Source organism: Marinifilum caeruleilacunae (genome assembly GCF_013141825.1).
In the GTDB taxonomy this organism is placed as follows: domain Bacteria; phylum Bacteroidota; class Bacteroidia; order Bacteroidales; family Marinifilaceae; genus Marinifilum; species Marinifilum caeruleilacunae.
The window spans coordinates 123714-137893 of sequence record NZ_RZNH01000003.1; the positions used below are offsets into that span (position 1 = coordinate 123714).

General features: G+C 37.8%; 13 protein-coding genes and 1 tRNA gene. 8 read left to right on the forward strand and 6 right to left on the reverse strand.

Translation table 11 applies throughout. The features are described 5' to 3' along the window. Positions 1 to 11: 11 nt before the first annotated feature. The 7 genes from tatC to clpX all read left to right on the forward strand — a co-directional run bounded on the left by tatC (position 12) and on the right by clpX (position 8011). Positions 12 to 842, forward strand: coding sequence for a twin-arginine translocase subunit TatC (tatC, locus tag ELS83_RS03190; protein ID WP_171594082.1), 831 nt, complete (start codon positions 12 to 14; stop codon positions 840 to 842). 69 nt (positions 843 to 911) lie between these two features. Further along, entirely contained in the window at positions 912 to 3422 is a 2511-nt protein-coding gene (locus ELS83_RS03195) for a DUF5686 and carboxypeptidase-like regulatory domain-containing protein (protein ID WP_171594083.1), read from the forward strand. 54 nt (positions 3423 to 3476) lie between these two features. After that, positions 3477 to 4211 (forward strand): LPS export ABC transporter ATP-binding protein, encoded by a 735-nt coding sequence (lptB, locus tag ELS83_RS03200; protein WP_171594084.1) that lies wholly within the window; start codon positions 3477 to 3479, stop codon positions 4209 to 4211. A gap of 140 nt (positions 4212 to 4351) precedes the next feature. Beyond that, positions 4352 to 4433, forward strand: a tRNA-Leu gene (locus tag ELS83_RS03205). Positions 4434 to 4538: 105 nt separating this feature from the next. Beyond that, entirely contained in the window at positions 4539 to 5888 is a 1350-nt protein-coding gene (gene tig / locus ELS83_RS03210; protein WP_171594085.1) for a trigger factor, read from the forward strand. Between the two features lie 146 nt (positions 5889 to 6034). Then, positions 6035 to 6709: an ATP-dependent Clp endopeptidase proteolytic subunit ClpP gene (clpP, locus tag ELS83_RS03215; protein WP_171594086.1), complete on the forward strand. Its 675-nt coding sequence runs from the start codon at positions 6035 to 6037 to the stop codon at positions 6707 to 6709. Between the two features lie 87 nt (positions 6710 to 6796). After that, positions 6797 to 8011 (forward strand): ATP-dependent Clp protease ATP-binding subunit ClpX, encoded by a 1215-nt coding sequence (gene clpX, locus ELS83_RS03220; protein WP_171594087.1) that lies wholly within the window; start codon positions 6797 to 6799, stop codon positions 8009 to 8011. A gap of 91 nt (positions 8012 to 8102) precedes the next feature. On the opposite strand, the gene ELS83_RS03225 is transcribed toward clpX, so the two are convergent. The 5 genes from ELS83_RS03225 to ELS83_RS03245 all read right to left on the reverse strand — a co-directional run bounded on the left by ELS83_RS03225 (position 8103) and on the right by ELS83_RS03245 (position 11701). Then, positions 8103 to 8921 (reverse strand): hypothetical protein, encoded by an 819-nt coding sequence (locus ELS83_RS03225; RefSeq protein WP_171594088.1) that lies wholly within the window; start codon positions 8919 to 8921, stop codon positions 8103 to 8105. Between the two features lie 61 nt (positions 8922 to 8982). Continuing rightward, positions 8983 to 9468 (reverse strand): dihydrofolate reductase, encoded by a 486-nt coding sequence (locus ELS83_RS03230; RefSeq protein WP_171594089.1) that lies wholly within the window; start codon positions 9466 to 9468, stop codon positions 8983 to 8985. 18 nt (positions 9469 to 9486) lie between these two features. Next, a complete protein-coding gene (locus tag ELS83_RS03235) occupies positions 9487 to 9846 on the reverse strand; it encodes a four helix bundle protein (RefSeq protein WP_171594090.1) in 360 nt (119 codons plus the stop codon). A 20-nt stretch (positions 9847 to 9866) separates the two neighbouring features. Further along, positions 9867 to 10661, reverse strand: a complete 795-nt coding sequence (locus ELS83_RS03240) for a thymidylate synthase (RefSeq protein ID WP_171594091.1) — start codon at positions 10659 to 10661, stop codon at positions 9867 to 9869. Positions 10662 to 10735: 74 nt separating this feature from the next. Next, entirely contained in the window at positions 10736 to 11701 is a 966-nt protein-coding gene (locus ELS83_RS03245; protein ID WP_171594092.1) for a nucleoside recognition domain-containing protein, read from the reverse strand. A 250-nt stretch (positions 11702 to 11951) separates the two neighbouring features. On the opposite strand from ELS83_RS03245, the gene ELS83_RS03250 reads away from it, so the two are divergent. After that, complete coding sequence (locus ELS83_RS03250; protein WP_171594093.1) at positions 11952 to 13208, forward strand: nucleoside permease; 1257 nt, start codon at positions 11952 to 11954, stop codon at positions 13206 to 13208. Positions 13209 to 13245: 37 nt separating this feature from the next. On the opposite strand, the gene ELS83_RS03255 is transcribed toward ELS83_RS03250, so the two are convergent. Next, positions 13246 to 14178 carry a 5-oxoprolinase subunit C family protein gene (locus ELS83_RS03255; protein WP_171594094.1) on the reverse strand — a complete coding sequence of 311 codons (933 nt, stop codon included), beginning with the start codon at positions 14176 to 14178 and terminating at the stop codon, positions 13246 to 13248. Between the last annotated feature and the right edge of the window lie 2 nt (positions 14179 to 14180).

Genomic DNA, 14180 nt, shown 5'->3' on the forward strand with positions numbered 1-14180 from the left:
AATAATTAACTATGTCAGAAAAAGAACAACAGTCGGAAGAAAATCAAATGAGCTTTCTGGAGCATCTTGAAGTGTTAAGATGGCACCTGATGCGCTCTGTAATTGCGGTACTTGTTTTTGCCGTTGCGGCTTTTGTATTTTACGATTTCATTTTTGATTATTTGATTTTAGCTCCTAAAAATCCAGATTTTTTCACCAATAAAATGTTCGCAAAACTTGGTGATTTTACTGGAGTTGAAGCTTTAAAAATTAATACTGCACCATTCCAGGTCATCAATATCAATATGGCAGGACAGTTTGCCACACACATTAGTGTATCGCTGGTGGCCGGGATTATTGCAGGATTTCCATATATTTTTTACGAGTTCTGGTGCTTTATTAAACCAGCACTATACTCAAACGAAAAGAAACACGCACGCGGATCAATTTTTTACACCAGCTTTTTGTTCGCCTTAGGTGTTCTTTTCGGTTACTATGTTATTACCCCACTATCGGTTCACTTCTTAGGATCATACAGCGTAAGTGATCAGGTGATGAACCAAATTAATCTAAAATCCTACATCTCATCGGTAACTTCAATTGTGTTGGCAAGTGGAGTTATTTTCGAGCTACCAGTTCTAATTTTCTTTTTAAGTAAAATTGGTTTGGTAACTCCTGATTTTTTGAAAAAGTACAGAAAGCATTCTGTGGTATTAATTCTGATTTTATCAGCAATTATTACTCCTCCTGATATTTTTAGTCAGGTTTTGGTTTGTATGCCTTTAATGTTGCTTTACGAAATCGGTATTAAAATCTCGAAGCGAATTCAGAAGAAACAAGAAGCTGAATTGGCTCAAGAGTAATACAAACAACAAATAATTGTATTAAACATTATTTAAGTCTGAGTGTTATTACTCAGACATTATTTATTTATGAAGATGCAGATATTAAAAAAAGGATATTTCTTTTTAATCGTTCTTTTATTGTCTCTGTTCAGCTTTAATGCTGCAGGTCAATCTACCAAAGTTAGAGGGCAGGTTGTTGATTCCAAAACCAAGCAAGCTTTACCATTCGTAAATATTGCTTACAAAGGAACCACAATTGGTACCACTACCGATTTTGATGGAAATTATTTCCTGGAAACCAGAACACCAGGAGATTCCATTCACATTTCTTTTGTTGGATACAAAGAAAAAGTGTTTGCCGTTCAGAAAGGCAAGTTTCAAACCTTAAATGTTGAATTGGAAGCGGAAACATTCGATTTACAAGAGGTTGTTGTTGTGCCAGGCGAAAATCCTGCTCATGTTCTACTTCGTAAAATCATCAAAAACAAGAAAAAAAACAATCCGTCGCGATTTAATTCTTTCCAGGCCGAAACCTATACAAAAATGGAAATGGACCTGAACAACATCAAAGATGATTTTAAGGACAAGAAAATCATGCGCCAGTTCCAATTTGTTTTCGATTATATGGATACCTCTGTAATTACAGGGAAACCATATCTTCCAATCTTTATTACAGAATCACTGTCCGATTACTATTACCAGGATAAACCAAGAGTTGAACGCGAGGTAATTAAGGCATCACAGATGTCGGGTATTCAGGACAATGCCAGTTTGGCTCAGTTTACCGGACAATTGCATCAAAATGTAAACATCTACGATAATTTTATCGATTTATTCGACATGGGTTTTGTGAGCCCGATTGCAGATGGTGGATTGCGATACTACAAATACTATCTAACCGATAGTGCATATCGCGATGGAAACTGGTGTTATCACATGTCTTTTAAGCCAAAAAGAAAACAAGAACCAACCTTTATTGGAGATTTTTGGGTTGCTGATACCACCTTCGCCATCCAGAATATGCAAATGCGAATTGCCAAAGATGTAAACCTGAACTGGGTAAAAGATTTGGTGAGCAACAGTGAATTTCAACAGCTGAATGATACCACCTGGTTTTTAAAAAAATCCAATCTTTTTGTCGATTTCATGCTATCCGAAAAAGATTCCACAAAGCAAATGGGATTCTTCGGAAGAAAGACTGTCTCCTATAAAAATGTAAAGGTAAATGTGCCTTTGCAGGAAGAAATTATCAAGCTAGATAACAATGTAATTGTTAATGAGGATGCTTTAACACAACCCAAAGAGTATTGGGACAATGCTCGTCCATATAAATTATCGGAACGCGAATCGGGCATTTATGCAATGGTAGACTCCATACAGAATGTTCCGCTTTATAAGAATATTGTCGATGTAGTCACCACATTTATTACAGGTTATTATGTACATGGAAATTTTGAATACGGTCCTTATTATAAGCTATACAGTTTCAACGAAATTGAAGGAAACCGATTCATGTTTGGGGGTAGAACCTCGAATGCCTTCAGTACCAAAATCATGCTAAATGGCCATTTGGCTTATGGAACAAAAGATGAAAAACTGAAATATGGCTTAGGTTTCCTTTATATGATTAACAAGCTACCAAGAGAAACCTTTGGAATGCAATACAAGCACGATATTCATCAGCTTGGAAAAAGTCCGAATGCATTTACCGAAGGGAACATCCTGGCTTCTTTGCTAAAAAGAAATCCGAACAACAAACTAACCATGTTGAACCAATTCGAAACTCATTATGAGAAGGAGTGGTTTCAAGGTTTTTCAAATACATTAAAATTTCGATATCGAGATATCAAGCCAACAGAATTTGTTCCATTCCAGGATCGATTTGGGGATCCAATATCCCGAATTACAACTTCGGAGCTGGAGCTGAGAACTCGTTGGACCAAAAACGAAAAAGTGGTAATGGGCGAATTTGAAAGAATTCACCTGGGCGGACCAGTACCTATCATTAACCTATATCTAACTATGGGAATGAAAGATGTACTGGGTTCGAATTACGATTATCAGAAAATCGACTTAAGTGTTGAACACACATTTGAGCTGCCACCACTTGGGAACCTGTATTTTCTTGCTTCGGCCGGAAAGCTATTCGGTAAAGTGCCCTACCCTTTATTGCATTTGCACGAAGGGAACGAGACCTATGCTTTCGATCCTTACGCCTTTAACATGATGAACTATTACGAATTTGCAAGTGACCAATATGCAAGTTTATTTGTAGAGCATCATTTCAATGGCTTAATTCTTAATCGCATTCCATTGTTCCGCAAATTGAAGTGGAGAACCGTGGTTTCGGGGAAAGGATTGATTGGAAACTTGAGCGACAAGAACAATGGAGCTTTGGCAAACAGCGAAGCATACATGCAATTTCCACAAGGCTTATCGGATGTGAGCAAGCCATATTTTGAGGCAAGTATCGGAATCGAAAACATTTTCAAATTTATTAGAATTGATGCCATGTGGCGATTGACCCACCTGGATGATAATCCGTACCAGGATTTTGAAGATTTTGGCATTCGCGCGATGCTACAAATCACATTCTAATGATATCTTTCCTATATTTGCAAAACTCCACATGATTAAAACAATTGGACAAGAATGATATTAAGAGCTGAGAATTTAATTAAAAGATACAAAAGTCGTACGGTTGTAAAAGGCGTATCGGTTGATGTAAAACAAGGTGAAATTGTTGGATTACTTGGTCCGAACGGTGCAGGTAAAACAACATCTTTTTACATGATTGTGGGATTGATTCAACCCAATGGAGGTAGAATATTCCTTGATGATCGTGAAATTACCCAGGAACCTGTTTATAAAAGAGCTCAGCTTGGTGTGGGCTACCTGGCCCAGGAAGCATCAGTTTTTAGAAAGCTAAGTGTTGAGGACAACATTAAGTCGGTACTGGAAATGTCCGATTTCTCAAAAGAGTACCAGGAACACCGACTGGAAGAGATGCTAAACGAATTTAGCCTTCAAAAAATCAGGAAAAGTTTGGGAATTCAGTTGTCTGGTGGAGAAAGACGCAGAACCGAAATTGCACGAGCTCTTTCTATCAAGCCAAAATTTATTTTGCTGGACGAACCCTTTGCAGGTGTAGACCCTATTGCAGTAGAAGACATACAGGATATTGTTCGTCATTTAAAAGACAAGAATATTGGAATTCTGATTACCGACCATAACGTACAGGAAACACTTTCGATTACCGAAAGAGCCTACTTGTTGTTTGAAGGTAACATCTTAAAATCGGGAACTGCCGAAGAACTGGCTGCCGACGAAGATGTAAGAAGAGTATATCTAGGAAAGAATTTCGAACTTAGAAAACCAGTAAAATAAAAGGATACAGTTGGTTCCGGCCACTGTATTTTACTTATAGATTTTTACCCCTGATTATTCTGTAAAAAAATCTTCATTTTTTTTACAATTGCTATTGCAAATTATAAAAAACAGCTCTATATTTGCACCGCAATTAACCCGCGGATGTGGCGTAATTGGTAGCCGCGCTAGACTTAGGATCTAGTGCCGTAAGGCGTGGGGGTTCGAGTCCCTTCATCCGCACTACAGAAAAAATAACCTTAAACCGCCCATACTTAAGATACGATGTATCGATGGTTGAGCGGTTTTTTTTCAATTAATAAGGTTTTATCTTTTAATAGCTAAAAAATGAACATCACAAAAACCAACATTGATGATTTAAACGCTGTAATCAAATTACAGATTGTTAAAGAAGACTATGAAAGTCGTGTAAACGATGTTTTAAAAGACTATCGTAAAAAAGCAAATATCAATGGTTTCCGCCAAGGTAAAGTACCTATGGGTGTGATCAAGAAAATGTATGGTACTCCTGTTTTAGCTGACGAAGTGAACAAACTTCTTAGCGAGGAGCTAATGAAGTACATTCGCGAAAATGATTTGAAAATTTTAGGCGAGCCACTTCCTAACGAAACTGAGCAAAAAGAAATCAACTGGGAAAAAGATACCGATTTCGAATTTGCATTCGATATTGCTTTGACTCCAGAATACACTCTTAACCTTAGCAAAAGAGATAAGATGACTTTCTTCAAAATTGCTGTTGATGAAAAAATGATCGAGAATGGTGTTGAAATGCACGCTCGTCGTTTCGGATCAAACGAGCCAGCTGAAGCTGTTGAAGAAAAAGAACTTTTGAAAGGTAACTTCGCACAAGTTGACGCAGAAGGCAAACTTGTTGAAGAAGGAATTACTAGCAACGATGTAGCACTTTCATTAGAATATATGGCTGATGAAGATGCGAAGAAGAAATTTGTTGGTGCTAAGAAAGATGATGTTGTGGTATTCAACCCAGCTAAAGCTTTCGCTAACAAAACTGACTTGGCTTCTATGCTTAATATTGCTAAAGAAGAAGCTGAAAACTTAGATGCTGATTTCCAATTCACAATTACAGAAATTAACAAATTTGTTAATGCTGAGTTGAACCAGGAATTATTCGATAAAGTATTTGGTGAAGGAACTGTTTCTTCTGAAGAAGAATTCAAAGCCAAAATCAAAGAAGATATCGAAAAACAATTGGTTAACGATAGCGATTACAAATTCTTGATTGATGCAAAAGAGAAATTGGTGAAGAAATCGAAAATGGATCTTCCTGAAGCATTCTTGAAGCGTTGGATTATTGCAACCAACAAAGAAATGAACGAAGAGCAAGTTGAGAAAGATTTCGCAAACTACGTTGACGAGTTCAAATGGCAGTTGATTAAAAACAGATTGACTGAAGAAAACGAACTTAAAGTTGAGCAGGAAGAAATTATGGAATTTGCTAAGCAACAAGCTTTAATGCAGTTCCAGCAGTACGGTATGATGGATGTACCAGAAGAGTACTTGACAAACTACGCTCAGCAAATGATGCAAAATCAGGAAGAACAAAGAAAGATCTACGAAAGAATGATCGACAACAAAATTGTTGAGTTCCTGAAAGGTGCTATCAAAATTGAAGAAAAAGAAGTTTCTACAGAAGAATTCAACAAAATGTTTGAATAAGAGAAACTCTTACAATACAGAAAAAACCACGCTTCATTGAGGCGTGGTTTTCTTTTTGATCCTTAAACAGGTTTTTGTTAAATGTTTCTTTTCAAATGGAGAAATTTTAACTAATTTAGGTCTACGAAATTTAAAATCATATCTATATGGTACCAAAAGACGAATTCAGAAAATTTGCCACACAGCACATGGGCATTAACAGCCTGACATTAGATAAATATACTTCGATTAGCAACAGCTATATTTCTCCAACAATTATTGAAGAGAGACAGCTAAACGTTGCATCAATGGATGTTTTCTCTCGTCTGATGATGGATAGAATCATTTTCCTTGGTGTTCCGATTGATGACTATGTTGCCAACATCATCATGGCTCAGTTATTGTTCCTTGAATCTACCGATCCTTCGAAGGACATTCAGATTTATTTTAACTCGCCAGGTGGTTCGGTTCATGCTGGACTAGGTATTTACGATACAATGCAGTACATTAAGTGTGATGTTGCCACTATCTGTACTGGTATGGCTGCATCGATGGGCGCTGTATTGCTAACTGCCGGAACAAAAGGCAAACGTTCTGCATTAAAACACTCAAGAATCATGATTCACCAGCCAATGGGTGGTGCACAAGGTCAAGCTTCGGATATCGAAATTACCGCTCGCGAAATCTTGAAATTAAAGAAAGAATTGTATACCATTATTGCTGATCATTCAGGAAATACTTACGAAAAAGTAGAAAAAGATTCCGACCGTGATTACTGGATGACAGCCATGGAAGCTAAAGAATATGGTATGATTGATGAAGTGCTAATGCGCGAGAAATAATCAATCATCTCAAAATCAAAACAAACCTAATGCAGAGTTAATCGTAAAATCATTAACTTTGCATTTTTAGTACTATAAATCAATATCATGGATAAATGCTCGTTTTGCGGGAGAGAGAAGAAAGATACAAATCTTCTGATTGCAGGAATCAGTGGTCATATCTGCGACAGCTGTATTGACCAGGCGTATTCTATTGTACAGGAAGAATTAAAAAATCGTTCGGATCTTAACCTGAAAGAGATAAAATTGTTGAAACCAATGGAAATTAAAGCTTTCCTCGATCAGTATGTAATTGGTCAGGAAGAAGCTAAAAAATACCTTTCCGTTGCGGTTTACAATCATTACAAAAGATTACTTCAGGAGAGAGATGATGAAGATATCGAGATTGAAAAATCGAATATCATTCTTGTGGGTGAGACTGGAACCGGCAAAACGCTTTTGGCAAGAACCATTGCTAAAATGTTGCATGTTCCTTTTACCATTGTTGATGCTACTGTATTAACAGAAGCAGGTTATGTGGGTGAAGATATTGAATCAATTCTAACAAGACTTTTACAAGCTTCGGACTACGATGTTGAAGCTGCCGAAAAAGGAATTGTATTTATTGACGAAATCGATAAAATTGCTCGTAAGAGCGATAATCCATCAATCACTCGTGATGTTTCGGGAGAAGGTGTTCAGCAGGGATTACTTAAATTATTGGAAGGTTCGGTTGTAAACGTGCCACCTCAGGGAGGTCGTAAGCATCCTGATCAGAAAATGATTCCGGTGAACACGAAAAACATTCTTTTTGTTTGTGGTGGAGCCTTCGATGGCATTCAAAGAAAGATTGCGCAAAGAATGAACACCCAGGTTGTTGGGTTTAATGCAAGTAAGGAAAAAGAGCAGGTTGATCAGGAAAACTTCCTACAGTATATTGCTCCTCAGGATTTGAAATCATTCGGATTAATTCCTGAAATTATTGGTCGTTTGCCAGTATTAACTTATTTGGAACCTCTTAATAGAGAAGCGCTTCGCAACATCTTAACCGAACCAAAAAACTCGATTGTAAAACAGTACACCAAGCTATTTAAGATCGATGATATTGAGTTAACTTTTGACGAGAGTGCGCTTGAGTATATTGTTGATAAAGCAGTTGAGTTTAAATTGGGTGCTCGTGGACTGCGCTCAATTTGCGAAGCCATTATGATGGATGCAATGTTTGAATTGCCTTCGGGAGAAGAAAAGAAAATTTCGATAGATAGTAAATACGCTAGCGAGAAACTTGAAAAAGTAAATCTAAAGCGTTTAAAAGTCGCATAACCGATACCAGGCATTAATTGTATCGGAATCAGATAAAAAAAATACCGGAGAAAAGCTCCGGTATTTTTTTATATCAAGATTTGTAATCTGTTTACAAACTAATGGTAATGGTCGATCCTTCGGCGCTCACGCTTACATCACCATCGCAATCGTCAAAGCTATCGCCTCCCCCGTAATTTACGATACCTTCGCCTACATTTTGCAGGGTAAACAATGCAGTGCCTCCAATTACATTTTTACATGTATAAGCATAAGTCAGGTCCGACTGACTGGTTAAAGTCATTAGTGCCCCATCAGGATAAGTAATGGCAACATCATTGGTGATGGTATAGATATCATCCACATAATCCATATCATCTTCCTCGCTTCTCACATAGGTATATGTGGCCTCGTACGAGGTCATCGGAAAAATAATATCATTTTCATCCGAATCTTTAAACGAGAACTGAACATTTGTAGCAGCAACCGAAAAATTTCGACCTGCTTCTCTTCCTATCACGTTAAAGCTCATCTTTCCACTTACATCAAATCCATTCACCACTAGATCGGTAAACCTGATTTCAAAATCCAATAAGTTTTCATCATCAGGATCTACAATTACTTTACCCGTATATCTTCCTCCTATCGAGGTACAATTTGATGTTCCATAATCAATCACTACCGAATCAATAATGCTATTCGTACGATGAATCACCGGAGTAACGCAGTCTGCAATTTCATCGTCGATGGTATCCTTTACAGTTTCGAGGTTGTTCATAACTATGGCATTTACATCCATAATAATGTCGTTCATTCCATTATTAATTAAGAGGCAATACTCAGCCGGAACCGAAAAAACTTCCTCTATTATATCCTCCGGATCGGAACCTGTTGAACATGAATGAGCCGTTCCCAAAAAGAACAATGCCATCAACGCTATTTTTAAAAATCTAAAATTCATTTTATACCACTTATTTTTGATTTACCTGGTATTATTTTCTTACGTAATCGATAAATGAATATGGATATTCATTCTTTTCGTCGGGCATACAATCCACCCTTGCTACCGATTCCCATTCTTCAGCTTTTACTTCTGGAAAGAAAGTATCGCCGTCAAACTCCTTGTGCACCAGGGTAAGGTACAATTCATCGGCCTTTTCCATAGCCTGTTCGTAAATTGTTCCTCCTCCAATAATAAATACTTTTTCCTGATCTTTTACCGCTTCAAGTGCTTCTTCCAAAGAATGAACCACAATACATCCTTCCTGCTTGTAGTCTTCCTGTCGGGTAATAATTACCGATGTGCGGTTTGGCAGTGGCTTTCCAATAGAATCGAAAGTTTTTCTTCCCATAATAATGGTATGCCCGGTTGTTAATGCTTTAAACCTTTTCAAATCTGCCGAAAGGCGCCATATAAGCTGGTTATCTTTTCCGATAACATTGTTTCTTGATGCGGCAACTATAATAGCTATATTCATAGAATTACGAATTATTAATTACGAATTACGAGACTTTATTGTCTTTTGGATACTCCCAATTATTCTTAATAACTCTTCAGTATCATCTAAAAGACTTTGTCCTTCACCATTTGTTAAGTAATGAGTTGCTGATAGCAATCTCACCCAATAATGTGTTTCTCTTGTTTCTTTATATGCTATAGTTAGCTTTGCAAAAAAATCCTTTTCACTCTGTCCTCCAATAGCTTCTTCAACATTAGCCCCAATTGAAGTACCTGAACGCAATAGCTGTTTACTTAAGGTATATTCCTTTTTTTCCTCATTTAAGTACCTACACAAATTCACAATCCGAACTGCAAAATCAAAACTTTTTTGTTGCAATACATTGATCTTTTTCATTCGTAATTGTTAATTCGTAATTAAACCGATATCGCTCCTTTAATGTGAGGATGAGCTTCATAATTCTCCAGACTGAAATCTTCATATTTGAAGTCGAAAATGCTTTTCACATCAGGATTAATTTTCATTTGTGGCAAATTCTTTGGTTCCCTGCTCAACTGCAATTTCACCTGCTCAAGATGGTTCATGTAGATATGAGCATCGCCTAATGTATGCACAAATTCTCCCGGTTCAAGATCACAAACCTGTGCCATCATCAAGGTAAGTAATGCATAGGAGGCAATATTAAAAGGCACTCCAAGAAAAATATCTGCGCTACGCTGATACAGTTGGCAGGAAAGTTTTCCATTTGCTACATAAAACTGGAATAAGGCATGACAAGGTGGCAAAGCCATATTTTCAATATCGCCAGCATTCCAGGCACTTACAATTAACCTGCGCGAATCAGGATTGTTTTTAATATCGTGAACGACCTGCTTGATCTGATCCAAAGACTCTCCGTTCTCTTTTGGCCAGGATCTCCACTGGTAACCATATACATGGCCCAAATCTCCATTTTCATCGGCCCATTCGTTCCAAATGCGAACCCCATTATCCTGAAGGTACTTTACATTTGTATCACCTTGCAGGAACCAAAGCAATTCATGAATGATCGATTTTAAGTGAAGTTTCTTGGTGGTCAGAACTGGAAAACCTTTTGACAAATCGAAACGCATCTGATGCCCGAAAACACTAACTGTTCCGGTTCCTGTTCTGTCTTCCTTTTTATTCCCTTCCTCAAGAACTCTTTCTAATAGTTGAAGATATTGTTGCATAATTTTACAGCTCGAAATTTTAATTTTTAAAGATACATTAATTCACAAATAGTATCTAGCATATCACAATTACTTTAACTTTTTTTACCAATTGCCTTTTTAATGTATCGCTCCAGTCGGCACATCCAAACTACCAGAATTCCCAGTAACAATCGGGGTATTATCATCCAGCCTAATGGAACACCAATGGCGGCAAAAAGCAATGGATCTTCCAATTGCGAATGCGATACAGCAATATGATGGTTCAGCAAATCAGCATCATCCTTACTCATTTTTCCTTCTTCTACCTGTTCCATGATAATGGCAGCGCCGTAGGCCAAGCCTAAAGTATTGGCAACAATCCACGAAAATGATGTCGACTCTGGCAATCCCATCACCACTTGTAATGGTTTTAAAAACCTGGAAATCCACCTGATGATTCCAAAAAGCTCGAGGATTTTTTGAAAAATCATTAATAAAGTAATCAGAACAATGACTTTTACAGTTAGAATTAGTGATGATTCGGCCCAATTCATAAACATTACAGAGAATGATTCCTTTTCTAGATTTATACTACTGATATTTTGAATTGCTTCGCCTGGTAAGAGCCAATTTAAGACAGCTCCTATGGCAAAACTTCCCAGCAATCGCAGCAAAATCATGCGGCTAACAGAAGATCCTGTTTTCTTTAAAACTGCCGTTTCAATCACAAAACCATGGGCTACCAAACACATTACAGCCAAAATGGTAACTACCCTGCCCTGCATTTCGAGACTGGTAATTACGGCAATTGCCGTGTAAATATTGGTAAATATGCTGGTTAATAAAACAAAGGCCGATTCGCCTGGCAAACCAATTAATTCAAATGCCGGAGATAAATAAGACGATACCATTGCCAAAATTCCGGTGTAATTTAAAATCATTACTCCAAAAGAAACTGGTAGCATAATACTTAGCAACCATTTACTGGTCGAATAAGCTTTGGGCAAGGCGATTCGCACTGCTTCTTTTACTTTTTCTATTGCCGACTGTTTGCTTTGGTAACTTTTGTTTAGCTGCATCTGCTCATTTGTTTTAGGGAGCAAAAGTATCATTTTTTGAAATGATTATCAGTAAGATTCACGATTTATTGGCCTGCTTTCCAGCTTTTAATTGATCGCTTTAAGCGAACACTTTTACCTTTCTCCTTTTTTTGTTAGATTTGGATCTTTTAAAATTGATATGCAATTCGTTGTATTAATTTTGAACTACTAGAACAACCAAACCATTTAGAAAAACATTTACTAATCTTATTTATTTAAACGACGAATTATGGGAATTAAAGGTCGATTGACGCTACTAAACTTCCTACAGTTTTTTATCTGGGGAGCATGGCTAATAACCATTGCAAATTATTGGTTTGGAACTAAACAATGGTCGCCTGCTGAATTTGGTGCGGTTTTCTCAACCATGGGAATTTCATCACTGTTTATGCCTACACTAACCGGTATTATTGCCGACAGATGGATGAATGCCGAAAGACTTTATGGTATCCTTCATCTATTGGGTGGTATTGCTTTGTTGTATCTTCCACAGATCGAAACTCCGGCAATGTTCATTACGGTAATTTTATTGGCAATGATATGTTACATGCCAACCATTGCCCTGATGAATACCATATCGTACACGGTTTTAAAGAACAACAATTACGATGTAATTAAGGTGTTTCCTCCAATTCGTGTATGGGGAACCATTGGTTTTATTGCAGCCATGTGGGTAACCAACCTTACAGGATCCAAAGCATCAGAAAATCAGTTTTATATTGCTGGTTTTGTATCTTTCGTTTTGGCAGCTTACTCTTTTAGTATGCCACAGTGTAAGCCACAAAACAAGGGACAAAAAGGTGCTCCTTTGGTTGAAACTTTAGGTTTAAATGCCTTCAAATTGTTCAAGAACTACAAAATGGCCTTGTTCTTCATTTTCTCAATGTTCCTTGGTGCAGCATTACAGCTTACAAATATGTACGGTGATCGATTCTTGTCAGAATTCGAAAAGATTCCTCAATATGCCGATTCTTTTGTTGTAAAATATTCGACCATTATCATGTCGATTTCTCAGATCTCTGAAACCTTATTCATTCTTGCTATACCATTCTTCCTAAAGAAATTTGGTATAAAGAAGGTAATGCTGATCAGTATGGTTGCTTGGGTTCTTCGCTTTGCATTATTCGCTTATGGCGATCCTGCAGGAGGCTTATGGATGATCATTCTATCCTGTATTATTTACGGTATGGCTTTCGATTTCTTCAACATCTCGGGTTCATTGTTCGTTGAAACACAATGCGACTCAAGCATTAGAGCAAGTGCACAAGGATTGTTTATGATGATGACAAATGGTTTTGGAGCCATTATGGGATCATGGATCAGCGGTATTATTATCGGAACATTCTTTACTGGCAGCGATGGTAATTTTATCTGGATGGATATCTGGAATACCTTCGCAATTTACTCGCTTGTTATTGCAATTTTCTTCTGGATTCTGTTCAAACACAAACACGATCCTCAGCAAGTAGAAAATATTGCACACTAAAATACAGCAGAAAGGCAGGTTTAAAACCTGCCTTTTTTTATTCGATTCCGTGTTGCTTAAGCCATTGGTTTCTTTCCAATAGTAATTGCTGAGCCTGATCCAAATTCACCTCCTTAAATTTAATCTGATCACCAGGTTTCATTTGTCCCAGTAAAGGCAAGTCGACCGAAATGACCTGTGCTATTTTGGTGTAGCCACCTACTGTCTGATGATCCGACATCATGATAATCGGCTCTCCATGCCCAGGAACCTGAATGGCTCCAGTTACAATTCCTGAAGAGATAATATCGGCCCCATTGGCATGTTCAATTTTCTGTCCTGAAAGTCGGTAACCCATTCTGTCGCTCTGCGGACTTATGCTGTAAACCGAACAGAGAAAAGTTTTGACTCCATCCATGGTGAATCGCTTGATCTCTGCACCCGATGTAATCCGAATTTCAGTAAAATTGGAATAATTTGGAATCAATTCTTCAGGCACAACACCCTTTAGGCGTCTTTCATAGTCTGCAATTTCCAGCTCATCGCCTGCCTTTAGCGCACGACCTTCGAAGCCTCCTAGATTACCCCTAAGGTAAGTCGATTTACTTTCCATCAATTCCGGGATATCAAAACCGCCGGCAATGGCAATATAAATTCTGCAGCCAGTCTGAATGCTTCCAAAACTTAACACATCGCCAGCGCGTACCTTAATTCCGGCATTCATATTTATTGCCTGCTCGTTTACGAAAGGCTGAATAGTGGCTCCGCTTATCGCAATATAGGTATCCGATTGAAATTCGATTGTTGGCCCCAATATGGTTGCTTCAATACATGCCTCATGAGCAGGATTTCTCACACACCAATTGGCCAATTGCAAGGAGTGCAGGTCCATGGCTCCTGCAACAGGCATTCCATATTGCTGATATCCAAAACGACCTCCATCCTGAATGGTACTCAACAAACCTGGATTCAAAATCTTTATCTTTCCCATGA